Raw genomic sequence first — 23218 nt, forward strand, 5'->3', positions numbered from 1 at the left:
TCATGCTCATATAGAGGGAGTGTTTTATAGGGGATTATGAGTAGCTGGAGGGTAAGAGTATGTCCTATCCGAACTACACCCGGGCCGAACGTATCGCCGATGGCGCGGTCCATATTGTGGGTATCTTGCTTGCGCTGATGGGGATCATGCTGGTCTTTACCATCTGGGCCCTTCCAATGAACGGACCCGTCTTTATCGCCACTGTCATCTATTCCATTGCGCTGCTGACCATGCTGTGCGCCTCGGCCACCTATCACATGGCGGCCCACACAACGGCGCGGCCCATTCTGCGGCGGCTGGACCATGCGGCGATCTATGTGAAAATCGCCGGCACCTTTACCCCGCTCAGCGTTTTTCTGGGTACCGCCTTTGGCTATGCCCTTCTGGCAATGGTCTGGGCTCTGGCCCTTGCCGGTGCTACGGCCAAGCTGATGGCAGAACGCGGCAAGATGACCACCGGCGCGATGCCCTACCTTGCACTTGGCTGGGCCGGCGTTGCTCTTTTCATTCCGCTTACCGGTGTGTTGCCCGCAACCAGCCTGTGGCTGATGCTGGCAGGTGGTTTGCTTTATACCTCGGGGGTGGTTTTCTATCACTGGGAATCGCTGCGCTTTGCCAATGCGATCTGGCACACCTTTATCGTCACGGCGTCGGGATGTTTCTTTCTGGGGATATCCGGGGCCCTGGCAGCCGGGTTTTAGCCCGAACACGCGCGCGCGTCATTTCGTACGAAATCCGCGTCCAAAACGTACGGATCGTACAAAATCTCAGGCGGGTTTTCCGGCCTTCAGGCGTTTAAACATTTCGGCGTTTCGACATCCATCCGGCACAGAGTCAACCGGGGCAACCTGCGCCTTCAACCAGCCGTCACAGTCATCGGGATTCGCGCAACCCGTGCAGTTCAAAACGGCATCACATACCCCATCGGGCATGATCAGCCCTTCCAGCATTTTCTCTTCCAGATCAATGCCTAAAGTGGTCGCCATCCGGTCAACCAGATCAGCGTGACGTTTCATTGTGGTGTTAGTTGGCATGGCAGTTCTCCCTTGCATGGCAAGAAGCGTAGGGGGCAGATCACCAGGCAACCTTGACCTAGATCAACTGCGCAGATCGTCCAGATAGGCGCGCACGCAATCCTGTACATGCCGAAATCGGTCGCCCCCCAGTTTTTTGCCACCATACCAACGGGTTACAACGATCATGTGGTCGGTCAGCGCTTCGCGCTCCAGCATGCGCAGGATCACCATCCCCGCCCCGGATTCGCCGTCATCGCCTTTGATCGCCATGCCATCTGACAGTAAAGCCGCCCAGGTATTATGCGTGGCCCGGGCGAATTTCTTGTCTTTCTTCAATTCCTTGAGAAATAAATCCACATCTTCGCGTGTTGTGACAGGCCCACCAGAAACCGCATATTTCGAGCCGCGATCACTGACAACACCCGTCAACTGCCGCATCACAACCCGGCATTCACACGTCTGACGGTCTCCATCCGCTGCGCATTAGGCGGATGTGTCCCAAGGAACCGGTTACCCGGATCCGGAAGTTGAGTGAAAAACTCGGCGCCGCGCACCGGATTATACCCGGCCTGTTTAGTGATCAGGGTACCCAATGCATCGGCTTCAAGCTCAAACTCCTTGGAATAGGTCCGCGCCCCGACTGACGCCCCTAAATCTGTCGCGGAACGTACAGTACTTGATCCGGCACCCGTAATCGCTGCCAACCCGCCCAGGATAAGGGCGCCGGCAGCTGCATTTTGCTGCTGGCGTGCAATATGGCCGCGGATATGGTGCGACGCCTCATGCCCCATCACAAATGCCAGTTCATCCTGATTGCGCACTGAAGCAATCAGACCAAGGTTGAACGCCAGTATCGGCCGGCCTTGTTTATCCAGCGTCTGAAAGGCATTCGGTGGCTGATTGGGGCGGCTATCAACGACAATCCGGAAGTCACAATTCGCGCCCCGGGTGCGTGCCCTGCATTGTTGTTCAGCAACAGGCTCTACCCGCTGAACAACGCTTTTGAAGCGCGACACATCAGCATTTGTTGGCTTTGGAATGGCTTTCCTGACGGTCTTGGCCGGGGCTGGCTGAGTTGGTTGAGACGGTTCAACTGTCGCCACGCAACCGGCAAGGCCAAGGGAAATAACAAGGGGAATCCAGCGCATGTTCGTCCTCTTACAAAATACCACGCCCTCAACTTAACAGGGTTTTTACCCACTGCCAGCCCTGATAGTGATAGCCAAAGTCTACTTGCAAAGACCCGCCAACCGACCAGGGGAACGTAATGTTTTCAATAGAACACGAATTTGACTCTACAGTGATAACGTTGGTCGATGAAGGCAACGCGCCTTTGACTGAAGATGTTATCGTCAACGCCTTTGAAGAGTGCATCACAGTCGAGCAATATGATCCACGTACGGATCAAGTGCACAGGATTACCCTGTCGATATCCCAGGCCCGCGATCTAGCCGCTGCGCTGAACCTGCCCGAAGGGGTCTACAAACTAGCCGGTGACAACAGGACGAAATGACAGTCGCGAACCTACTCGATGAGAAAAACCTTGTCCCTTGATGTTTGGCCCCGAACCAAGCGCAAGCGTGACTTGGGTACTCCCAACGCTTTTGCCAGCAGCTTTTGCACTGCGATATTTGCCTTACCACCTTCTGGAACGGTTGTGACATAGACCCGGATCTGACCGTCCACATCAACAATCCGATTGCTGGATGCTTTCGGCGTCACGCGCAGGGCAATCTGAGCGCCAGAAATCGCAAGGTGACTGAGAGGAGAGGTCGACATCGTTCCTGCGTAACGGCTTTTTTTCAGTCTGAACAGGGACTGCACCGCCCTTTTTGAATACCGGGGTTGACGCTGCCGCACGACACCCCGACATGTATAACGACACAACTATTTTTGCAGGAAACCATGTCTAATCCAAATGCTCCCGTTCTTGAATTCCTGCTAACCCGCAGATCTCGTCCGGCAAAAACCCTGACGACACCGGTGCCTGATCATGCCGCGCTACAACCTATCCTGACTGCTGCTGCGCGCAGCCCGGACCATGGCAAGCTTGAACCATGGCGGTTTATCGTACTCGAACGCACGGCGCTTCTGCGCCTTGCGGGTTTGGTTGCCACGCGTGGCGCTGCCATGCAACGCGACCAGAGCGATATCGACAAGGCCCGGAGCCAGTTTGAAAATGCACACCTTGCAGTGGCCGTGATCGCGGTGCAGAAACACTCACCCAAAGTTCCAGCAATCGAGCAAAGTTATTCTGCCGGTGCGGTCTGCCTGGCCTTACTGAATGCAGCGCTTGCTTCGGGCTGGGGCGCAAACTGGTTGAGTGGCTGGGCTTCGCATGATCGCGAGTTTGTTGAACAGGGTCTTGGACTTGAGGACCACGAAAGGGTGGCTGGGCTCATCCACATCGGCACGGAAACCAACGCCCCGCCAGAGCGGCCAAGGCCCAATATTGAGGCGATCACAACCTGGTTGCAAGAATGATCTTTTCCAGTTTCCTCAAAGCGTTGTCTCAGATTGGTGATCGTCGGTTTCGCAAGGTTCTGCTTTTGGGCGTCGGCCTGACTCTGGCACTATTGATTGCCGCTTACGCGATTGTACTAGCCTTGCTGCAATGGGGACTGGGCGATAGCGCAACTCTGCCTCTGATCGGAGAAGTGACATGGCTAAACGATCTGCTTGGATGGGGCAGCCTGTTGCTGATGGTCATTCTGTCCGTCTTTTTGATGGTTCCAGTCGCCTCGGCGATCACCTCGATGTTTCTCGATGAGGTGGCGCAGGCAGTTGAGGATCAGCACTACCCAAACCTGCCAAAAGCCGCTCACATTCCTCTGGTCGACGCGCTGCGCGATACATTTAGCTTTCTGGGCATCCTGATCGGCGCAAACCTGCTGGCCTTTATCCTTTATGCGATCTTTTCACCCTTCGCGCTTTTCATCTTCTGGGCACTCAACGGGTATCTACTGGGAATGGAATATTTTCAGCTGGCTGCGATGCGCAGAATCGGCCGCATACGCGCAAAAGAACTGCGCCGGAAGAATACTTTAACCATCTGGGCAGCAGGCACCCTGATGGCCATGCCGCTTTCAGTTCCACTGATCAATCTCGTGATCCCTATTTTGGGGGCTGCAACGTTCACTCACTTGTTTCACGCGATTCAGTCGAAGGCGGACCCATCCGGTTGAACATGTCGATATCACGTACACTGATAGCCCCGGACAGAATAATCGACGCAATAATTCCCCAAAGCACCGCTGCGATACCCGTGGCAATATACGCCTTCTTTCGCAGGTGATGATGTTCGGGCGATCCGGCGTGTGTGCCGGGCACGATGTCGCCCAGATCGCCCTGAGTCTGAATACGGATCGGCAGCACGACCATAAAGGTCAGAGACCAGATCACCATGAACAGAACAATACCCGAAGCGATCCCCATCAGACTTGCTCCAATTCCACAAGGCAACCATTGAAATCCTTAGGATGCAGGAACAATACCGGTTTACCATGGGCCCCGATCTTTGGCTCGCCCGTGCCCAGAACACGTGCACCCGAGGCCTTGAGATGGTCGCGTGCAGCGATGATATCATCAACTTCGTAACACACGTGGTGAATACCGCCTGAGGGGTTTTTTTCAAGAAACCCATTGATCGGGCTGTTCTCACCCAAGGGATAAAGCAATTCGATCTTTGTGTTCGGCAATTCAATGAAAACCACTGTCACGCCATGGTCCGGCTCATCCTGAGGGGCGCCAACGGTGGCCCCAAGGGCGGTACGATATTGCTCAGAAGCGGCGTCCAGGTCGGGCACGGCAATTGCGACATGGTTCAGGCGTCCAATCATGATCTATTCCCTTTTGTTGTTGTTGCGCCTGTTATGGGGTCGCCAGTCGCCGGTGACAAGCGACAGGGGGACGCAACCCGGACATTAACCCCCCGTTAGGTATGACTGCGTCATTCTAGGTTCACAGTCGCAACAAAGGGATCACTGCCATGGACGAATTTGAAGGCCTGTCGCCGCTCCGCATGCCAACGCGAAATCGCCCTCTTCTGGGCTTGACGGTACTCGCCGTCGAAGACAGTCGTTTTTCCTGTGAAGCGCTCAGATTGATGTGCCTGCGCAGCGGTGCACGTATCCGGCGCGCGGATTGTTTGCGCGCTGCACGGCGTCACCTGCAAGTTTATCGCCCCTCGGTTGCCATCGTCGATCTTGGCCTGCCAGACGGACCGGGCGTTGAACTGATCAAAGAACTTGATCATGCGACGCCTAGGGTTGAGGTGATTTTGGGTGTCAGTGGCGATGACGATAGCGAAGCCAGGGCAATGGCTGCAGGTGCCGACGATTTTCTGCCAAAGCCGCTTACCAATCTTGCTGCATTCCAGCACAAAATTCTTTCGCTTTTACCCGTCGAGAGGCAACCCATCGGGCCCCGGATCGTCAGTCACGAAAGCATCGACCCCGATCCGATCGCCTATCTGGACGACATGGCCCACGTCGCGAACCTGTTGGACGGTCAGAATGACGGCGCCATTCTGGATTACGCCAGCCAGTTTTTGTCGGGTGTTGCCCGCTCGGCCAAAGATGCCCCACTGGCCGATGCCGCAAGTGAACTTGCGCGCTGCCGCAAAGGCAACGGCGCTGTCAAGGCTCACCTGACGGTTGTCACAAACCTGATCCACCAACGGCTGAGCAAGCGGCTGGCGATCTGAGCAATGGTAGCGTGTTCAACCCGGCAGCCGAGGCATTTGGCATCACTCTTGCGGAATGACCCTTAGCCCCAGTTCCATCAGCTGGTCGCTGGTTGGATCCGAGGGCGCGTTCATCATCAGGTCTTCGGCGCGCTGGTTCATCGGGAACATGATAACCTCGCGGATATTGGCCTCGTCTGCCAACAGCATGACGATCCGGTCAATACCTGCGGCACAGCCCCCGTGCGGCGGCGCACCATATTGGAAGGCGTTGACCATTCCGCCGAAGCGCTTGCGCACCTCACCCTCGTCATAACCCGCCAGTTCGAACGCCTTGATCATGATATCCAGTTTGTGGTTCCGGATGGCCCCGCTGACCAGTTCATAACCATTACAGCTAAGGTCATATTGATACCCCAGCACTTCCAGCGGATCGCCATTCAGCGCCTCCAGCCCGCCCTGTGGCATCGAAAACGGGTTATGGCTGAAGTCAATCTTGCCGGTTTCACCGTCGGCCTCGTACATCGGAAAATCAACGATCCAGGCAAAGGCAAAGCGGTCTTTGTCGGTCAGGTTGAGCTCTTCACCGATCACGGTGCGGGCCCGACCGGCAACTGCTTCGAATACTTTAGGCTTGCCGCCCAGGAAAAACGCGGCGTCCCCCTTGCCAAGCCCCAGTTGCAGGCGGATTGCCTCGGTCCGCTCGGGCCCGATGTTCTTGGCCAGCGGTCCCGCAGCGTCCATGCCACCTTCGACCTCGCCCGCTTTCATCTTGGCTTGCGCGTCCTTGACAGAAATTCCCAGTTCTTGCGCTACTGAATCTGCCGTTTTCTCACGCCAGAAGATATACCCCATCCCGGGCAGCCCTTCTTTCTGGGCAAAGGCGTTCATCCGGTCACAGAACTTGCGGCTGCCCCCGGTAGGTGCCGGGATGGCGCGAACTTCTGTGCCCTCCTGCTCCAACAGCTTCGCGAAAATGGCAAAGCCACTGCCGCGGAAATGCTCCGACACGTCTTGCATCTTGATCGGGTTGCGCAGGTCGGGCTTATCGGTGCCATACCACAGTGCGGCATCGCGGAAACTGATATGCGGCCAATGCTTGTCGACAGCGCGGCCATTGCCGAATTCCTCGAAAATTCCTTCGATAACCGGCTGGATCGTATCAAATACATCCTGCTGTTCAACAAAGGACATCTCCAGGTCCAACTGATAGAAATCGGTTGGGCTGCGGTCTGCACGCGGGTCTTCATCGCGGAAACACGGTGCTATCTGGAAATATTTGTCAAATCCACTGACCATAATCAGCTGCTTGAACTGCTGCGGCGCCTGAGGCAGGGCGTAGAACTTGCCGGGATGCAGACGGCTGGGGACCAGAAAGTCGCGCGCGCCCTCGGGGCTGGAGGCGGTGATGATCGGTGTCTGGAATTCACGAAAGCCCGAGTCCCACATACGCCGACGCATCGAAGCCACCACATCCGAGCGCAGTTTCATATTCTCCTGCATCACTTCGCGTCGCAGATCCAGATAACGGTAGCGCAGCCGGGTTTCTTCCGGGTACTCCTGATCGCCAAACACGATCAGCGGCAATTCTGCAGCACTGCCCAGCACCTCAATCTCGCGCACAAAAACCTCGATCTCGCCGGTGGACAGCTTGGCATTGATCAAGCTTTCATCGCGCGCCTTGACCTCGCCGTCGATCCGAATGCACCATTCGCTGCGCACATTTTCGACCTCGGCAAAGGCCGCGCTATCGGGATCACATAACACCTGGGTCACACCATAGTGGTCGCGCAAATCTATAAACAGGATGCCGCCGTGGTCACGGATGCGGTGCACCCAGCCCGACAGGCGGACAGTATCGCCCACGTTGGATTTGGTCAGCTCGGCGCAGGTATGGCTGCGAAATGCGTGCATGATTTATTCTCCGGGCCCGGAAGCAGGCCAATGTGTTGGTCCGCGCCGATACACCTTGATGGGCCAGCAAAGTCAAGGGGCGCGGATAGAGGATAGCCGTTGCATCCCTGTAAAACCGTTTGCAGAACGGGATTTTCGGGTGAAAATGCATCAAGCTGGGCAGATATTCTGGATCATGCTGGATGAGCTGCATGATTGCGCGTCGCTGGCACCACAATCGCACCAAATGATAAGCTGTCCGAACGATCCCACTTTCAGGGGGTCATCGTAAGGTTTCGATCAGGTGAAAGCCAGGGCCAGCTGGCGGGCAAAGCGGGCTTTCCATAGCGCCTCTTCGTATTCACTTTCGGCTGTGCTGTCATAAACGATACCACCGCCCACATTCAGCCTTGCCTGCCCTTCGTCCAATAAAAGCGTGCGGATGGCCACGTTGAATTCGCTGCGCCCATCTGGGGCCGCCCAGCCGATTGTACCGCAATAGACATCACGCGGTGTATCTTCCAGATCGGCCAAAACCTCCATCGCCCGCAGTTTAGGCGCACCAGTGATAGACCCGCAGGGGAAAAGCGCACGAAATATATCGGCCAGGCCAGTGCCTGCCTGCATCTGGCCGGTGATCAGCGATGTCATCTGATGCACAGTTTTGTAGGTTTCGATTGCAAAAAGCTCGGGCACGCGAACGCTACCGGCCTCACAAATGCGCGAGATATCATTTCGCAACAGATCAACGATCATCAAATTCTCTGCGCGATTCTTTTCATCCGTTTGCAGGAAAAACCGCCGTCTTGCATCCTCGGTTGGGTCATCACTACGCGGTTGGGTCCCTTTCATCGGACGCGTCTCGATCTTGCCACGCGTGTCGGTACGGAAAAACAGCTCGGGAGAGCGCGACAGTATCGCTGGCCCCTCTTCCTGCTCGATCAAAGCGCCATGGCGTACCGGCTGCACTCTCTCCAGCGCCTGATACAGCGCGGAGGCGCTTCCACGGGCCTGCATCCGAATCGGAAATGTCAGATTGGCCTGATAAAAATCCCCGGCGCAGATGTATTCATGAACCGTCTGAAAGGCTTCTGAATAGCGCGCTTCGTCCCAGTCGGGTTGCATGTTTTCCAATGCAGCTTCGCCTGGGGTCAGGACATTGGCAATTGTCGGCCAGCTGTAGGCCCCAAATTGCATTAGCGGCAACTGCCGCCCCTGGGGCATAAGCGGCGCCAGCCTTGGTTCCAGCGCATATCCCATCTCGTAACTGGCAAACCCGGCCAGCCATAGCCCCTCTGCCCGCGCGGCATCCAGCTTGGCCAAGGCACCCGGAACCTCATCTGGCTGATGCGCGACGATCAGCTGTTTCGCCTGGGCAAATTGGCAGGCAGATCCGTCGGGGCCATGATCAAAGCGAATTTTCAACTGCACGCATTCCTAGTCCGGTCCCGGGTTATCTAGCGGCCAGACCTGCAAATAACACCCTTAAAAGCGTCTTTTTCGGATGGTTTTGCGGTGTTTTTCCAAAACCGCCCGACACATAGTCATCTTGACACATTAAGCAGGGGACAAGACGCTGTAACTGCGATTTTTTGTTCGGAGCGATTTATATGAAACATCACTTTTTATTTGGCCTTGTTCTGGCCTTTATGTTGACTGCCCCCGCATTGGCCGGACCGGTTTCCATCGGATTTGAAGGGCCACCAGAAGGGCCCGCGCCAACAGATATGTCCGAAGATGGCTATACCATTGTCGCGAAGAATATGGCTATTTCATCATCGCTTAAATCGGGTGATGGCACCGATGGCTCCAACGAAATCGAAAGCATCATGGGCGCTAACGGTACACTGACCATCACGCGCCCGGGAGTGCCATTCCGCTTTGTCTCGCTTGACTGGCAAGCAGAAAATGCAACGGCCACAATCAGGGTCCAGGGATTTCGAAATGGGAAAGAAGTCGCCATAGACACCTACACCGTCACCGGACCTTCGGGTTACATACATTTCCGGGCCGAGGCGCTCTCAGGCGCGACCCTTGATAAATTGGTCATCCATCCGCAACGCGATCAGCTTGGGGTTGGGGCCCTGGATGCCGTTGTGCTGGACGAGGCGCCCGGGAATTTGCAAACTTCAGATAATGCCCCCGTGACACGCAAAAGTATGAAAGAATTTCTGAGTGGTTCAAACGCTATGGCATAGATTTAACGGTCCGAATTTCCCTTTGCTGCTTCAGGCTCTTTGTCAGATTGTATCAAAGCAAAAAACGGAGTCACAAATACCCGCTCCCACCGCCATCAAGTTGTGCTGTTAAAATTTTCTTAACCTCAAAGCTCCATCCGGCCTCGGTTTCGCATTTTCAAGGCCAATCGCCCCTTGCACACAGGCGTTTGATGGATATAACCCGCAACAATTTGCGTGTGCGGGCATCTGCCTGTACCCACCTAGCTGCCCGGGGAAAACCATGCCGAAAAGAACCGATATCTCGTCCATCATGATCATCGGCGCGGGACCAATCGTGATCGGCCAAGCCTGCGAATTCGATTACTCGGGCGCCCAGGCCTGCAAGGCACTTCGCGAGGAAGGGTACCGGGTTATTCTGGTCAACTCGAACCCGGCCACGATTATGACCGACCCGGAACTCGCGGATGCGACCTATATTGAGCCGATCACACCCGAGGTCGTCGCCAAGATCATCGAAAAAGAGCGCCCTGATGCCCTGCTGCCGACGATGGGTGGCCAAACCGGGCTTAACACGGCTTTGGCTGTCGCGGACATGGGCGTTCTGGAAAAATACGGCGTCGAGCTTATCGGCGCCAACCGCGCCGCCATTGAAATGGCCGAAGACCGCAAGCTTTTCCGCGAAGCAATGGACCGGCTCGGCATTGAGAACCCCAAGGCCACCATCGCCAACTCAATCGAAGAATGCATGGCCGCAATCGATTATGTCGGCCTGCCCGCCATCATCCGCCCCGCCTTTACCCTTGGCGGCACCGGCGGCGGCGTGGCCTATAATCGCGACGATTACATCCATTTCTGCACGACAGGCCTTGATGCCTCACCGGTCAATCAAATCCTGATCGATGAGTCGCTATTGGGCTGGAAAGAATTTGAGATGGAGGTCGTGCGCGACAAGGCCGACAACGCCATCATCGTCTGCGCAATTGAAAACGTTGATCCGATGGGGGTGCACACAGGTGACAGCATCACCGTGGCCCCGGCGCTGACGCTGACTGACAAGGAATACCAGATCATGCGCAACGGCAGTATCGCCGTTCTGCGTGAAATCGGTGTCGAAACCGGCGGATCAAATGTTCAATGGGCGATCAACCCCGAAGATGGCCGCATGGTGGTGATCGAAATGAACCCGCGTGTCAGCCGCTCGTCCGCGCTGGCCTCCAAGGCGACCGGTTTTCCGATTGCCAAAATCGCAGCCAAACTGGCCGTAGGCTATACCCTGGATGAGTTGGACAATGATATCACCAAGGTCACGCCCGCCAGTTTTGAACCGACAATCGACTATGTCGTCACCAAAATTCCACGCTTCGCGTTTGAGAAATTCCCCGGTGCAAAACCCAACCTGACCACCGCGATGAAATCCGTGGGCGAGGCAATGGCCATCGGCCGGACCATCCACGAGTCGCTGCAAAAAGCGCTGGCCTCAATGGAAACCGGCCTGACCGGGTTTGATGAGATCGCTATAGAAGGTGCGCCTGACAAAGCAGCTGTCATCAAGGCCCTCAGCCAGCAAACCCCTGATCGCATCCGGGTCATCGCTCAGGCTATGCGTCATGGTTTAAGCGACGATGAAATTCAAACCGCAACCGCCTTTGACCCATGGTTCCTTGCCCGTATCCACGAGATTGTCGACGCCGAGGAAGACGTGCGCGCGAACGGGTTACCCTCTGACGAAGCTGGGCTGCGCGCCTTGAAAATGCTGGGCTTTACCGATGCGCGGTTGGCCAAGCTTACCGGCTTTACAGAATCCGACATTCGCCGCAAACGCCATGCCGAAGGCGTCATTGCCGTCTTCAAACGGATTGATACCTGCGCTGCCGAATTTGAAGCGCAAACGCCCTATATGTATTCCACCTACGAAGCCCCGATGATGGGCGAAGTGGAATGCGAGGCGCGCCCATCGGATCGTAAAAAGGTGGTTATCCTGGGTGGTGGCCCCAACCGGATCGGTCAGGGGATCGAGTTTGACTATTGCTGCTGTCACGCCTGCTATGCCCTGACCAAAGCGGGCTACGAGACGATTATGATCAACTGTAACCCGGAAACGGTTTCAACAGATTATGACACCTCGGACCGGCTTTATTTTGAACCATTGACGTTTGAACATGTCATGGAAATTTTGAGGGTAGAACAGGAAAACGGCACATTGCACGGGGTGATCGTGCAGTTCGGCGGCCAGACCCCGCTGAAACTGGCCGACGCCCTGGAAAACGAAGGCATCCCGATTCTTGGCACCTCGCCCGACGCAATTGATCTGGCCGAAGACCGCGAGCGGTTTCAGGCGTTGGTCAATCAACTGGGCCTCAAGCAGCCGCATAACGGTATCGCCTCAACCGACGCGCAGGCGCTGGCCATTGCCGAGGATATCGGCTTTCCCCTCGTGATCCGCCCCTCGTATGTTCTGGGCGGCCGCGCGATGGAGATCGTCCGCGACATGGCCCACCTGGAACGCTACATTTCCGAGGCGGTTGTGGTTTCCGGCGACAGCCCCGTTCTGCTTGACAGCTACCTTTCGGGGGCCATTGAATGCGACGTTGATGCGTTGTGCGACGGCGAAACCGTACATGTCGCGGGCATCATGCAGCACATCGAAGAGGCCGGCGTTCATTCAGGCGACAGCGCCTGTTCCCTGCCGCCCTATTCACTTAGCGACAACGTGATCGCCCGGATCAAACAGCAAACCGAGGCGCTGGCGCTGGCGCTGAACGTGGTCGGCCTGATGAACGTACAGTTCGCCGTCAAGGACGACGATATCTACCTGATCGAGGTCAACCCGCGCGCCTCGCGCACGGTGCCTTTTGTGGCCAAGGCCACCGACAGCGCCATCGCCTCGATTGCGGCCCGGCTGATGGCCGGCGAAAAAATGGCAGCTTTCCCGCACCGCGGCCCCTACCCGACCGACACCAAACCCGGCACGCTGCCGATGGCCGACCAGATGACACTGGCCGATCCCAACATGCCGTGGTTTTCGGTGAAAGAGGCCGTACTGCCCTTCGCCCGCTTCCCCGGTGTGGATACGATCTTGGGCCCCGAAATGCGCTCGACCGGAGAAGTAATGGGCTGGGATGTGTCCTTCCCCCGCGCCTTCCTGAAGGCCCAGATGGGGGCCGGAACCGAATTGCCCTACGAAGGCAAAGTGTTCTTTTCCATCAAAGATTCTGATAAAACCCCGCAACTGGTTGAAACCGCCCAAACGCTTGTAAGCCTTGGCTTTTCCATCGTTGCCACCGGTGGCACGGCGGCCTTCCTTGAAAGCCACGCGATTGGCTGTGAGGTTGTGAAGAAGGTCTACGAAGGCCGTCCAAACGTTGTGGATATGCTTAAAGACGGACAAATTCATCTCTTGATGAACACTACCGAAGGCGCTGCTGCGGTCGAAGATAGCCGCGAAATCCGCTCGGTCGCACTTTATGACAAGATACCGTATTACACCACGGCCGCAGGGGCCCATGCCGCGGCCATGGCGATTAAGGCACGCCAAGACGGAGAAATTATCGTGATGCCGTTGCAGGGATCAGCCTGAAGACATCAATTGATGGTATAAACGCACTTGCACTTTCGTCATTAAAACTAAGTGTTGTGTTCCGGGTTTCCACTTGGAACACAAGCTATGACTTCATGCGACAACAGGCTTGCAATTGGTGCATGGATTTTTAAACAAAAAAGACTTGCGCGGTAAAAGTTTTCGATTATGTGGGGTCGGCAAGCGTATCTTGCGCTTACATGATCCCACAGCCTTTCCAATCAGGAGGCCACTATGACCCGTGATGAACTGAACCGCGAACTTCGTGCTCACAGCGCCACGTGGCAGGCTGTGGTGGTTGTCTATGGTCTGATTGTGGGCACGCTGGTTTTCTCGGCCATGGCAATCGTCTGATCTGACCACCATCAAATTCAGGTCCGAGACCGTCCTCTTCGTTCACAGATGAAATAGGCCGCGAATGGTTTGGCAGCCATACGGCTTTGATCATTTCATCTGAAACAGTGACTGGACCTTTCTTTCCGCCCAACAGAGGCCCAAAATGACACGCGATGAATTGAACCGTGAGCTTCGTGCACATAGCGCGACTTGGCCAGCAGTGCTAATCGTTTATGCCATCATCGTGGCGACGATGGTATTCTCTGCAATGGCAATCGTCTGAGACCGTAGAATTCTGTACATCCAAAATAGAAAAAGCGGCGGATGGAGCCTCATCCGCCGCTTTTAGGTGATCAGATTAGCACTGATCAGAGCTTGGCTGTAGCCGCATCGCCTATGTTGTCAACACCGCGTTCTTCCAGTAGTGTTGTCAACCAGTTCGGGTCCATCTCGGGGACAGAACTGAGCAGCAGATCGGTATACGGGTCGTGCGGCGGCGTGAACATTTCGTCCTTGGGCCCCTGCTCAACCACTCTACCATGCTGCATCACCACGACCTCATCGGCGATCGAGCGTACCGTCGCCAGATCATGAGTGATAAACATATAGGCCAGATCCAACTCGTCCTGCAGCCGGTCAAGCAGTCGCAGGATCCCCTCAGCGACCAGCTGATCCAGCGCGCTTGTAACCTCGTCACAGACGATGAACGTAGGTTCCGCTGCCAGTGCCCGCGCAATCCCGATCCGCTGTTTCTGCCCACCTGAAAGCTCGGGCGGATAACGGTTGTAGTATTGCGAAGGCTCAAGCTCGATCAGATCCAGCAATTCATCCACCCGGTTCTTGAGGGCCGCCCCTCTGAGCCCCGAGTAGAACGCTGCCGGTCTGCCGATAATCTCTGATATTCGCACTTTGGGATTAAGGGCAGTATCTGCCATCTGATAAATCATCTGACACTGTCGTAACTGGTCCTTGCTGCGGTTACGGTAATCCGGTGGAAACGGTGTGCCCTTGAACAAAATCTCGCCCTTGGATGGGGGAAGAAGACCGGTGATACAGCGTGCTGTAGTTGACTTTCCCGATCCGGATTCGCCTACCACAGCAACGGTCATCCCCGCATAGATATCAAACGAGACATCATTCAGGATCTTTGGGCCGGCGCTATAAGACGCATCGACATTCTTGACCGAAATCAGCGGAACACCATCTTTGGGTCGGTGTTTTTGAGGGCTTTCAAAGCTTCGCACCGCCCAGAGGGATTTTGTGTATTCCTCTTTCGGATTACTCAGCATTTCCTCAGTTGATGCTTCTTCAACTTCGGAACCCTTCAACAACACCTTGATCGTATCCGCCATCTGCGCCACCACCGCAAGGTCATGGGTGATGTAGATGGCGGCGGTGTTGAATTGCTCGACAATGTCACGGATTGCGGCCAGAACCTCAATCTGAGTGGTCACGTCAAGCGCCGTTGTCGGCTCATCAAAGATGATCAGATCTGGTCGACACGACATCGCCATAGCCGTCATCGCCCGTTGTAGCTGCCCCCCTGATACCTGGTGCGGATACCGAAACCCGATTTCCTTGGGATTGGGCAGGCGCAGACGCTCGTAGAGATCCATCGCATCTTCCTGGGCTTCCATCCGTTTTTGCAAACGGTATTGCAGTGGCCCTTCGGTATGCTGATCAATGATCTTATGCGCCGGGTTAAACGATGCCGCAGCCGATTGCGCAACATAGGCGATGCGTGACCCGCGCAAGGCACGCCTTTCCGCTTCGGTGGCCGTTGTCAGCTCCATCCCGTCGAACTCAATCGAACCTTCCGAGATACGCGTGCCGTCGCGGGCATAACCCATGGCACCCGCACCGATGGTGGATTTGCCCGCACCGGATTCACCGATCAGACCCATAACCTCACCGCGGTGGAGGGTCAGATCGACACCTTTGATGATGTCGACCCATTGCTCATCAGAATAGCCCTGAATTTTCAGGTTCCTGATCTTCAGAAGGACTTCTTTTTTCTTAGGCATTTAGATTACTCCTTCAGGCCGGAGGACCGGTGCAACATCCAGTCAACGACAAAGTTGACCCCAACGGTCAGCAACGCGATTGCTGCCGCTGGAATCAGCGGCGTAATGTCACCGAATGAAATCAGCGTGGCGTTCTCTCGCACCATCGAGCCCCAATCCGCCGTTGGCGGCTGGATACCCAGACCAAGGAACGACAGGCCAGCGACCAACAGGAACACAAAGCAGAACTCCAGGCCAAACTCGGCAATAAGTGGAGCCATCGAATTTGGCAGGATTTCGCGGCGGATCAGGTAACCCGTGCCTTCTCCACGCAGCTTGGCTGCTTCGATATAGTCCATCACGACGACGTTGCCCGCAACCGCGCGCGTCAGGCGGAACACCCTTGGCGCATAGATGATGGCAACGGCGATAATGATCACCGGTGTGGTAGGACCAAAGATCGACAGCATAAGCAGGGCGAAGATCAATGATGGGATCGACATGATCACATCCGCAAACCGCCCCATGAACTGATCAAACCACCCGCCCTTGGTTGCCGCCAAAAGCCCGGCGCCAGCACCCAGGACAAAGGCAGCGATCGTGGCAGTCAGAGCAAGCCCAACCGAGTTGCGGGCCCCAAACACCAACCTGCTGAACATATCACGGCCCAGCTGGTCCGCGCCAAGCAGCATGTTTTCGTCTGCAGGCGCAAAGGCCGAAGAAATAACCTCCGCCTCTCCAAACGGCGCAATCCAGGGTGCAAAGATACCCGCAATTGCATAGGTGAAAATGACGAACATTCCAAACGCAGCTGTTAAAGGTGCAGTTCGCAGTTCCTTTGCGGTCTCAATTGGGGCCAGCGCGATCAGGAATTCGCGGAAGGCGTAAGATACCATTGCTGTCAGGCCCAACAGACCTGCGCAGATGGCAACAGCCTTCAGGGCACCAACGCCGCCAACGATCCCCAGAACGAAGGAAACCAACGTCAGAGAGAACGCCAACAGAAAGACAGACCTTCTGTTGTAGAAGGCAGCAAGGCAGGACACCGCTAACAAAAGGGCGTAGTAGCCGATTACGAAATAGCTCATTTCTCTACTCCCTTATTTTGGATGCCGCAAACGCGGGTTTGTCAGGATGGCGCCGACATCAGCTGCAAGGTTAAGCAAAATGAATGTCGCCGCGAAGATCAGACAGCAGGCCTGAACAACAGGGAAGTCTCGTTTCGAAACCGCATCAACCAGCGCCTGGCCGATGCCGGGGTAAACAAAGACCACCTCGACCAGAACCACACCTGTAATCAGATAGGCCAGGTTCAGGGCCACAACGTTTATAATCGGGGCCCACGCGTTAGGCAGAGCGTGCTTTACGATCACTTTCCAGGGCGGGGCCCCCTTCAGACGAGCCATTTCGATATAAGGCGAGGCCAGAAGGCTGATAATTGACGCCCGCGTCATTCGCATCATATGCGCCACGACCACCAAGACCAGCGTAAGCGCGGGCAGGAAGGTGCGGTACAACAAGTCTGCCAGGGTCATACCGTCAGAGATTTTAGCGTTCGACGGGAACATCCCCCATTTAATCGAGAAGTAGAGGATCAGGATATAGGCCAGAAAAAACTCAGGTGACGAAATTGATGTCAGCGTTGCCACGTTTGCAACCCGGTCAAAGATTGAGTTGCGAAGCAGCGCAACAATAACACCCAAGATGATTGCTATGGGCACCGCTATCACAGCAGCATATGCTGCCAGGAATAGCGTGTTTACAAACCGCTCTCCGATAATCGCTGAAACCGCTTTTCCGGTTACTATCGATGATCCGAAATCAAATTGGACCGCACCAGCAAGCCATCCCAGATATCTGACGATCGCAGGCTGATCGAGTCCCATTTCCTTGCGCATGGCCGCAAGGTTTTCCTCGGTCGCTCCCTGGCCAAGAACCGCTTGGGCAATGTCACCCGGCAACAGTTCGACCATGAAGAAAATTATGATTGAGATGATAAAAAGAATCACCAATCCGAGACCGAGCCGCTTTCCAACGAGCCCAAGAATGTCTCCCATTCGTCCCTCCTGTTTTTCCACTGACATCCAAATAGCAAGAACTCTAGATGGCGCTCAGCTTACTTTTTGGCCATTCCACACCTAAGATCGGAGCATGATCTTGTGGGTTCCGGCAATCTGTTATGAGTATCCCACACAATTTTCGGATCTCAAAAAGTAAAAGCCCGGCGCATCAGCGCCGGGCTCTTTATTTTAGGTTCAACCCTCAAACCACCAGCGGCTACAGGCGCGTGCGCCATCCATCTGCCAGCTAGCGGCAAGGTTTTCACCATGACGCACATTTTTACGGCGTGCGTAAACAAAGTTGGGGAAGAACGGGATAACTGTGCCGCCATCGTCACGGGCCAGTTGACCCATTTCAGCATACATTTCTTTACGCTTGGCATCATCCAACTCGGCCTTGGCCTGACGCAGCAGCACATTGAAGCGTTCGTTCTGCCAGTGGCTTTCGTTCCAGGCCGCATCGTCCTTGTAGGCCAGGCTGTACATAACATCCGGTGTCGGACGCGCGCCCCACTGAACGGCACACCAAGGTTTCTTCAGCCAGACGTCAGAATAGTAACCATCGTTTGGTTCACGTTGAACGTTGATCGTGATACCAGCAGCCTTGGCTTGCTCAGCGTACAGTACGCACATATCCACAGCGCCCGAATAAACCGAGTCGGCCACACTCAGACCAACTTCCAGTCCCTCATGACCGGCCTTCTTCAGCAACGCTTTTGCTTGTTCCGGGTCATACTCCCGCTGCGGAATATCCGCTGGGAAATAGGGCATTGCCGGGGAATGGTGGAAGTCATTGCCAAGTGACGCAGCGCCATAAGCGATCTTTTCGATCAGTTCGTTGCGATCTACCGACAGTTTCAACGCGTTGCGCACATCGACATTGTCGAATGGCGCCACGTCGCACAGCATTGGCATTGTGATCGCCGCGGCCGACGGTACGTTGTCGATCTCGATATCGGGATTGCGCTGCAACAGAGCCAGAGTTTTCAGATCCAATTGCGTCGCCGCGTCGATGTCGCTTGTCACCAGCGCCGACTGCATCGCATTCGGATCGTTCAGGACCGTAATTTCAACAGCGTCAAAATACGCGCCTTCCAGATGCCAGTCATCGTGGCGAACAAGGCTGTAATTGACCCCGAAATTGGCCGCCATCATCTTGTATGGTCCGCAACCATCGCCGGACTGCCAGTTTGCACTGCCATCTGCGTTGCCGGGAACAATTGCCAGGTGATAGTCGGTCATCAGCCAAGGCAGGTCGGCATTAGGCGAGCCCGATTTGATCGTGATCGAGTGGTCGCCATTATCAATAATATCGGTAACATCAGCCAACAAAGCCTTAGCCGCCGAGGTGCTGTCATCCCCACGGTGATGGTTCAACGATGCGATAACATCGGCAGCGGTCAGTTTGGCACCACTGTGGAACGTCGCCTTGGGGTTCAACTTGAAGGTCCAGTCTTTGGCGTCCGGTGTTGCCGACCATTCGCTGGCCACGTCCGGCCCAAGCGACCCGTCAGATTCAATAAGAGTCAGATACGAGCGGAACGTATGCGCTGTCTGAATCATCGAAAAAGTAACATAGGTACCGGGATCATGTGAATCCGAGGTGTTACCGTCGTGTGCACCAAGGCGGAAAGTACCGCCCGGCGTAGGCGCTGCTTTGGCCGTGGTTCCCCATAAACCGGTTGCAGCTGATGCGGTCATCCCTGCAGCCATTGAATAGTTCATGAATGAACGGCGTGAGATTTTGCCCTCGCGAGCAGCATCTGCCAGCCGATCAATCATCATCTGATCTTTGATCTGTTTCATCGTATCTCCCTGTGAGTTTTTTTGTTGGAACTTTTTTCGTTCGTACAGCCGATGTTCCGGCCATTACCCAGAAGCTTCTTATTCCTGCACGTCAGTAGGTGGCTTATTTGCGACATAAAGTAACCAAAACACGAAAATTAGATGACTACCAGTCTCTAGTTGGCTGATTCAGTTTTTTTTTCGTTATGTCCGCTAGATACAGTTTATTTCAGGAGTTTATGCATAAGTGTAGGTTTCGTGCGCTTACACGCCTCCTTAGTCAAATGGTCAGAAAACGACATCGTCCTGAAATTTTGAACCTTACTGCCTGATAGTCCTTATCGACGCTGGCACGCACCGAGCGCGGTATCGTCTCAGTTCTTCTTGGCACGCAATTTCGAAAAATAATCCAGTCGGCGTTTCAGCTCACGCTCAAAACCGCGCTCGACCGGTTGGTAAATCACCGGGCGTTTAATGCCGTCCGGAAAATAGTTCTGCCCCGAGAACCCATCTTCGGCATCATGATCATAGGCGTACCCATCGCCGTAACCTTGATCCTTCATCAGCTTGGTCGGGGCATTCAGAATATGCTTGGGGGGCGGCTCCGAACCGGTGCGTTTGGCCATGGCCATGGCCGCCTTGAACCCGGCATAACCCGCATTCGACTTCGGCGCTAACGCCAGATAAGTCACCGCCTGGGCAAGCGCCAGTTCACCTTCGGGGCTGCCCAATCTCTCGTAGGTCTCCCAAGCGTGCAGGCAAACGGTTTGCGCCTGCGGGTCGGCCAATCCGATATCCTCAACAGCCATGCGTATGATCCGCCTTGCCAGATACCTTGGATCCTCTCCGCCGGTAAGCATTCGTGCAAACCAGTACAGCGCGGCATCCGGGTCTGAGCCACGCACCGATTTATGCAGCGCCGAGATAAGATTATAGTGCTCATCGCCGCCCTTGTCGTATTTTGCCGCCCGTTTCATCAGCCGCCCGGCAAGTGAGGCGGTGTTCAGTTTGCCATCGGTTTTCCAGGCCGCCACCTGCTCGATCAGATTCAGTAAGGCGCGGCCATCGCCATCGGCCATCTCCAACAGCGCCTCGCGTGCGGGGCCATCGAGCGGCAGCGAACGATCCAGTTCCTGTTCGGCCCGCTGTGCCAGATGTTCAAGATCAGCAAGGCTAAGCCGCTCCAGTACCAGCACCTGTGCCCGGCTGAGCAAAGCGGCGTTCAGCTCAAAACTGGGGTTCTCGGTCGTGGCCCCCACCAAGAGGATGGTACCATCCTCCATATGCGGCAAAAACCCATCCTGCTGGGCCTTGTTGAAACGGTGGATCTCATCCACGAACAAAAGCGTACCCTGCCCGTTGCTGCGGCGATGGCGGGCTTCTTCGAACACCTTGCGCAATTCGGGCACGCCCGTAAAAATCGCGCTGACCTGAATGAAATGCAAATCGGTTTCATCCGCAAGCAACCGCGCGATGGTCGTCTTGCCCACCCCCGGCGGGCCCCAGAACACCAGTGAACTTAAACTGCCGGATTCCAGCATCACACCAAGCGGAGCCTGCGGGCCCAAAACCTGTTGCTGACCAATTACTTCGGACAGTTTGCGGGGCCTCAGCCGATCGGCCAAGGGGCGTGGGGCGGTTTCAGCCACGTTTTTGCCCGTGTCAGAGGTGAAAAGATCAGCCACCCGTTATAACCTGAACCGCATGACCATGCTCCTGCCCTCGCGCTGCACCCCAAGCGTCAGTCGCCGGGTCGCTGTATTTAGCAGGGTCAGGGCTGTGGGAACATCTGTTGCATCGTAATTGTTTATACTTTGCAGGATATCACCGGGGTGCAACCCTGCTCTTGCGCCAATCTGGCCGGGGTCGCTTATGGCAACGCCCTTGGCACTCAGGGGCAGGCCATAGTCGGCAATCACGGCGGGGTTGATGTTTATCAGCGTCATTCCGGGGATGGCCGAGGCGGCTCCAGTTTCCTGAGCATCGCGTGGCGGAAGGTCAGGTGCGGCGATCAGATTGACGGAAATGTCTTTGACCTGAGCATCACGCGCCCGCGTGACAATCGCTTGCGCGCCTAGCCCTGCCACAGACATACGAAAAACCATCTCGGCGGCGGTATTCACCGGCTGACCATCCACTGCAGTGATCACATCTCCAGCCCGAAACCCCGTTTTTCTAAAGGGGCTTTCAGGGTGCAATAGCGAAATCACGATGCCACCGGGACGGTCCAGCCCCAGCCCTTCGGCCATATCCGCCGTGACCTGCTGGCCTGCTATCCCTGCCCAGGGGCGCTGAAACCGGTCGCTCCCGGCACGAGCCTGCGCCACAAATTGTGCCACCAGTGCCGAGGGGATAGCAAAGCCAATACCATTTGATCCGCCCGAGCGCGATAGAATTGAGGTATTGATTCCAATAAGTTGCCCCTTCACATCCACAAGGGCCCCACCGGAATTCCCTGGGTTGATCGGCGCGTCGGTCTGGATGAAATAGCCCCGCCCGTTGCCCGTGGCAGCGCCTGAGCGCGCCAAACCTGACACGATGCCGCTACTGACCGTCTGGCCAACGCCGAAGGGGTTGCCGATAGCCAACACCAATTCGCCCACCTGTACCGTATCGCTGTCGCGCAACTCCAGTGCGGCCATGCCGTTGGCATTCTCCATCCGTAGAATTGCCAAGTCACTTTCCTCGTCTGATAACAACACCTTGGCCGAAAATTCGCGGCGGTCATTCAGGACGACGCGGATATCCGTCGCCTCACCCACCACATGGTAATTCGACACCACGATCCCATCCTCGCCCAGGATCACACCCGACCCCAGAGAGTTCTGAACCCGCGGTCGCGGTGAGCCGAAATCACGGAAAAGCCCTTGAAAAAAGGGATCATTCTGAAATGGGGAAGAGCGGACGTTGACGATGCGCTTGGCGTAGATATTGACAACCGCCGGGGCGGCGTGGGCAACGACGGGGGCAAAACCCAACTGAATCTCAATCTGGTTCTGCGGCACGCTGGTTTCGGCCCATGCGGGATTTATCAATGATACCAAAAGGATGCAAAACGCCCGGATCAAAACAGCCCCCTTTTCCATGATTGCACTGCCACAGGATATGCGAATACCAGCCCGCAGATGCAAGCAAACCCTGCTTTATTCCGGTAAAAATTGCCAAGCCAGAAAAGGCAAAGGCCCCCGCCGGTGGGGCGAGGGCCTGACAGTAACCAGTTGTTACTGAATGATTATTCGTCACCCGCCTCGGCCATGGCAGCAACGCGGGCCTTGTCTGCGGCGCCTTTGGCATCCACATCACGGTCAACAAATTCGATAATCGCCATCGGCGCCATGTCACCGTAACGGAAACCAGCCTTCAGAACGCGGACATAGCCGCCCTGACGCTCTTTGTAGCGCGGACCCAGGACAGCAAACAGTTTTTCAACATACTGGTCCTGTTTCAGCTGCGAGGCCGCCTGACGGCGGGCGTGCAAATCGCCGCGTTTTCCAAGGGTTACAAGCTTCTCAATGATCCGGCGCAGCTCTTTGGCTTTGGGCAGGGTCGTTTTGATTTGCTCATGTTCAATCAGCGAGCCGGCCATGTTTGCCCAAAGCGCCTTGCGGTGCTCGTGGGTACGGTTCAGGCGGCGGTAGCCTCGTGCGTGACGCATTTTAATTCTCCTAGACTTGTTTTGCTTTG

The 23218-nt window shown here is 55.6% G+C and carries 22 protein-coding genes; 7 read left to right on the forward strand and 15 right to left on the reverse strand.

What is annotated here, in order from left to right; genetic code table 11:
- Nucleotides 1-59: 59 nt before the first annotated feature.
- Nucleotides 60-701, forward strand: a complete 642-nt coding sequence (gene trhA, locus PEL8287_RS13205; protein WP_085892880.1) for a PAQR family membrane homeostasis protein TrhA — start codon at nucleotides 60-62, stop codon at nucleotides 699-701.
- 66 nt (nucleotides 702-767) lie between these two features.
- On the opposite strand, the gene PEL8287_RS13210 is transcribed toward trhA, so the two are convergent.
- The 3 genes from PEL8287_RS13210 to PEL8287_RS13220 all read right to left on the reverse strand — a co-directional run bounded on the left by PEL8287_RS13210 (nucleotide 768) and on the right by PEL8287_RS13220 (nucleotide 2164).
- Nucleotides 768-1034, reverse strand: a complete 267-nt coding sequence (locus tag PEL8287_RS13210) for a DUF6455 family protein (protein WP_085892881.1) — start codon at nucleotides 1032-1034, stop codon at nucleotides 768-770.
- Nucleotides 1035-1097: 63 nt separating this feature from the next.
- Nucleotides 1098-1454, reverse strand: a complete 357-nt coding sequence (locus PEL8287_RS13215; RefSeq protein ID WP_085892882.1) for a YigZ family protein — start codon at nucleotides 1452-1454, stop codon at nucleotides 1098-1100.
- Nucleotides 1454-2164 carry a M48 family metallopeptidase gene (locus tag PEL8287_RS13220; RefSeq protein WP_085892883.1) on the reverse strand — a complete coding sequence of 237 codons (711 nt, stop codon included), beginning with the start codon at nucleotides 2162-2164 and terminating at the stop codon, nucleotides 1454-1456. The genes PEL8287_RS13215 and PEL8287_RS13220 overlap by 1 nt, the downstream gene beginning before the upstream one ends.
- 119 nt (nucleotides 2165-2283) lie before the next feature.
- Here PEL8287_RS13220 and PEL8287_RS13225 point away from each other — a divergent pair, with 119 nt between their 5' ends.
- Nucleotides 2284-2529 (forward strand): DUF8831 family protein, encoded by a 246-nt coding sequence (locus tag PEL8287_RS13225; protein WP_085892884.1) that lies wholly within the window; start codon nucleotides 2284-2286, stop codon nucleotides 2527-2529.
- Nucleotides 2530-2540: 11 nt separating this feature from the next.
- On the opposite strand, the gene PEL8287_RS13230 is transcribed toward PEL8287_RS13225, so the two are convergent.
- On the reverse strand, nucleotides 2541-2795 hold the full coding sequence (locus PEL8287_RS13230) for a DUF167 domain-containing protein (RefSeq protein WP_085892885.1): 255 nt from the start codon (nucleotides 2793-2795) through the stop codon (nucleotides 2541-2543).
- 126 nt (nucleotides 2796-2921) lie between these two features.
- On the opposite strand from PEL8287_RS13230, the gene PEL8287_RS13235 reads away from it, so the two are divergent.
- Together PEL8287_RS13235 and PEL8287_RS13240 are read left to right on the forward strand one after the other, a co-directional pair.
- Nucleotides 2922-3500, forward strand: a complete 579-nt coding sequence (locus tag PEL8287_RS13235) for a nitroreductase family protein (protein WP_085892886.1) — start codon at nucleotides 2922-2924, stop codon at nucleotides 3498-3500.
- A complete protein-coding gene (locus PEL8287_RS13240; protein WP_085892887.1) occupies nucleotides 3497-4201 on the forward strand; it encodes an EI24 domain-containing protein in 705 nt (234 codons plus the stop codon). The genes PEL8287_RS13235 and PEL8287_RS13240 overlap by 4 nt, the downstream gene beginning before the upstream one ends.
- Here the strand turns inward: PEL8287_RS13240 and PEL8287_RS13245 are convergent.
- Nucleotides 4152-4451 carry a DUF1467 family protein gene (locus PEL8287_RS13245; protein ID WP_085892888.1) on the reverse strand — a complete coding sequence of 100 codons (300 nt, stop codon included), beginning with the start codon at nucleotides 4449-4451 and terminating at the stop codon, nucleotides 4152-4154. The two genes, PEL8287_RS13240 and PEL8287_RS13245, sit on opposite strands and share 50 nt — an antisense overlap.
- On the reverse strand, nucleotides 4451-4855 hold the full coding sequence (gene mce / locus PEL8287_RS13250) for a methylmalonyl-CoA epimerase (RefSeq protein WP_085892889.1): 405 nt from the start codon (nucleotides 4853-4855) through the stop codon (nucleotides 4451-4453). The genes PEL8287_RS13245 and mce overlap by 1 nt, the downstream gene beginning before the upstream one ends.
- 149 nt (nucleotides 4856-5004) lie before the next feature.
- Between mce and PEL8287_RS13255 the strand changes: the two genes are divergently transcribed.
- Nucleotides 5005-5721 (forward strand): response regulator, encoded by a 717-nt coding sequence (locus PEL8287_RS13255; RefSeq protein WP_085892890.1) that lies wholly within the window; start codon nucleotides 5005-5007, stop codon nucleotides 5719-5721.
- A gap of 42 nt (nucleotides 5722-5763) precedes the next feature.
- Here PEL8287_RS13255 and aspS read toward each other — a convergent pair whose 3' ends face one another.
- Both aspS and PEL8287_RS13270 read right to left on the reverse strand, forming a co-directional pair.
- Nucleotides 5764-7614 (reverse strand): aspartate--tRNA ligase, encoded by a 1851-nt coding sequence (gene aspS, locus PEL8287_RS13260; RefSeq protein ID WP_085892891.1) that lies wholly within the window; start codon nucleotides 7612-7614, stop codon nucleotides 5764-5766.
- 279 nt (nucleotides 7615-7893) lie between these two features.
- Nucleotides 7894-9018: an aminodeoxychorismate synthase component I gene (locus PEL8287_RS13270; protein WP_085892893.1), complete on the reverse strand. Its 1125-nt coding sequence runs from the start codon at nucleotides 9016-9018 to the stop codon at nucleotides 7894-7896.
- A gap of 185 nt (nucleotides 9019-9203) precedes the next feature.
- On the opposite strand from PEL8287_RS13270, the gene PEL8287_RS13275 reads away from it, so the two are divergent.
- A complete protein-coding gene (locus PEL8287_RS13275) occupies nucleotides 9204-9791 on the forward strand; it encodes a hypothetical protein (protein WP_085892894.1) in 588 nt (195 codons plus the stop codon).
- A gap of 262 nt (nucleotides 9792-10053) precedes the next feature.
- The gene (carB, locus tag PEL8287_RS13280; protein WP_085892895.1) at nucleotides 10054-13350 is read left to right on the forward strand and encodes a carbamoyl-phosphate synthase large subunit; all 3297 of its coding nucleotides are present in this window, start codon (nucleotides 10054-10056) and stop codon (nucleotides 13348-13350) included.
- A 704-nt stretch (nucleotides 13351-14054) separates the two neighbouring features.
- Here the strand turns inward: carB and PEL8287_RS13285 are convergent.
- From PEL8287_RS13285 to rplQ, 7 genes are all read right to left on the reverse strand, one after another.
- Complete coding sequence (locus tag PEL8287_RS13285) at nucleotides 14055-15710, reverse strand: ABC transporter ATP-binding protein (protein ID WP_085892896.1); 1656 nt, start codon at nucleotides 15708-15710, stop codon at nucleotides 14055-14057.
- Nucleotides 15711-15715: 5 nt separating this feature from the next.
- Nucleotides 15716-16777 (reverse strand): ABC transporter permease, encoded by a 1062-nt coding sequence (locus PEL8287_RS13290; RefSeq protein WP_085892897.1) that lies wholly within the window; start codon nucleotides 16775-16777, stop codon nucleotides 15716-15718.
- 12 nt (nucleotides 16778-16789) lie between these two features.
- On the reverse strand, nucleotides 16790-17746 hold the full coding sequence (locus tag PEL8287_RS13295) for an ABC transporter permease (RefSeq protein ID WP_085892898.1): 957 nt from the start codon (nucleotides 17744-17746) through the stop codon (nucleotides 16790-16792).
- Between the two features lie 198 nt (nucleotides 17747-17944).
- Nucleotides 17945-19555 carry an ABC transporter substrate-binding protein gene (locus PEL8287_RS13300; protein ID WP_085892899.1) on the reverse strand — a complete coding sequence of 537 codons (1611 nt, stop codon included), beginning with the start codon at nucleotides 19553-19555 and terminating at the stop codon, nucleotides 17945-17947.
- Between the two features lie 353 nt (nucleotides 19556-19908).
- Nucleotides 19909-21219 carry a replication-associated recombination protein A gene (locus PEL8287_RS13305; protein WP_085892900.1) on the reverse strand — a complete coding sequence of 437 codons (1311 nt, stop codon included), beginning with the start codon at nucleotides 21217-21219 and terminating at the stop codon, nucleotides 19909-19911.
- A gap of 3 nt (nucleotides 21220-21222) precedes the next feature.
- Nucleotides 21223-22620 carry a trypsin-like peptidase domain-containing protein gene (locus PEL8287_RS13310; RefSeq protein ID WP_085892901.1) on the reverse strand — a complete coding sequence of 466 codons (1398 nt, stop codon included), beginning with the start codon at nucleotides 22618-22620 and terminating at the stop codon, nucleotides 21223-21225.
- A gap of 146 nt (nucleotides 22621-22766) precedes the next feature.
- Nucleotides 22767-23189: a 50S ribosomal protein L17 gene (rplQ, locus tag PEL8287_RS13315; protein ID WP_085892902.1), complete on the reverse strand. Its 423-nt coding sequence runs from the start codon at nucleotides 23187-23189 to the stop codon at nucleotides 22767-22769.
- Nucleotides 23190-23218: the final 29 nt, after the last annotated feature.

Source organism: Roseovarius litorisediminis, from assembly GCF_900172295.1.
In the GTDB taxonomy this organism is placed as follows: domain Bacteria; phylum Pseudomonadota; class Alphaproteobacteria; order Rhodobacterales; family Rhodobacteraceae; genus Roseovarius; species Roseovarius litorisediminis.

Bases quoted from the DNA above. Each gene is read 5' to 3' on its own strand.
- trhA (WP_085892880.1), top strand. From the start codon at position 60: ATGTCCTATCCGAACTACACCCGGGCCGAACGTATCGCCGATGGCGCG.
- PEL8287_RS13210 (WP_085892881.1), bottom strand. From the start codon at position 1,034: ATGCCAACTAACACCACAATGAAACGTCACGCTGATCTGGTTGACCGG.
- PEL8287_RS13215 (WP_085892882.1), bottom strand. From the start codon at position 1,454: ATGCGGCAGTTGACGGGTGTTGTCAGTGATCGCGGCTCGAAATATGCG.
- PEL8287_RS13220 (WP_085892883.1), bottom strand. From the start codon at position 2,164: ATGCGCTGGATTCCCCTTGTTATTTCCCTTGGCCTTGCCGGTTGCGTG.
- PEL8287_RS13225 (WP_085892884.1), top strand. From the start codon at position 2,284: ATGTTTTCAATAGAACACGAATTTGACTCTACAGTGATAACGTTGGTC.
- PEL8287_RS13230 (WP_085892885.1), bottom strand. From the start codon at position 2,795: ATGTCGACCTCTCCTCTCAGTCACCTTGCGATTTCTGGCGCTCAGATT.
- PEL8287_RS13235 (WP_085892886.1), top strand. From the start codon at position 2,922: ATGTCTAATCCAAATGCTCCCGTTCTTGAATTCCTGCTAACCCGCAGA.
- PEL8287_RS13240 (WP_085892887.1), top strand. From the start codon at position 3,497: ATGATCTTTTCCAGTTTCCTCAAAGCGTTGTCTCAGATTGGTGATCGT.
- PEL8287_RS13245 (WP_085892888.1), bottom strand. From the start codon at position 4,451: ATGGGGATCGCTTCGGGTATTGTTCTGTTCATGGTGATCTGGTCTCTG.
- mce (WP_085892889.1), bottom strand. From the start codon at position 4,855: ATGATTGGACGCCTGAACCATGTCGCAATTGCCGTGCCCGACCTGGAC.
- PEL8287_RS13255 (WP_085892890.1), top strand. From the start codon at position 5,005: ATGGACGAATTTGAAGGCCTGTCGCCGCTCCGCATGCCAACGCGAAAT.
- aspS (WP_085892891.1), bottom strand. From the start codon at position 7,614: ATGCACGCATTTCGCAGCCATACCTGCGCCGAGCTGACCAAATCCAAC.
- PEL8287_RS13275 (WP_085892894.1), top strand. From the start codon at position 9,204: ATGAAACATCACTTTTTATTTGGCCTTGTTCTGGCCTTTATGTTGACT.
- carB (WP_085892895.1), top strand. From the start codon at position 10,054: ATGCCGAAAAGAACCGATATCTCGTCCATCATGATCATCGGCGCGGGA.
- PEL8287_RS13285 (WP_085892896.1), bottom strand. From the start codon at position 15,710: ATGCCTAAGAAAAAAGAAGTCCTTCTGAAGATCAGGAACCTGAAAATT.
- PEL8287_RS13290 (WP_085892897.1), bottom strand. From the start codon at position 16,777: ATGAGCTATTTCGTAATCGGCTACTACGCCCTTTTGTTAGCGGTGTCC.
- PEL8287_RS13295 (WP_085892898.1), bottom strand. From the start codon at position 17,746: ATGGGAGACATTCTTGGGCTCGTTGGAAAGCGGCTCGGTCTCGGATTG.
- PEL8287_RS13300 (WP_085892899.1), bottom strand. From the start codon at position 19,555: ATGAAACAGATCAAAGATCAGATGATGATTGATCGGCTGGCAGATGCT.
- PEL8287_RS13310 (WP_085892901.1), bottom strand. From the start codon at position 22,620: ATGGAAAAGGGGGCTGTTTTGATCCGGGCGTTTTGCATCCTTTTGGTA.
- rplQ (WP_085892902.1), bottom strand. From the start codon at position 23,189: ATGCGTCACGCACGAGGCTACCGCCGCCTGAACCGTACCCACGAGCAC.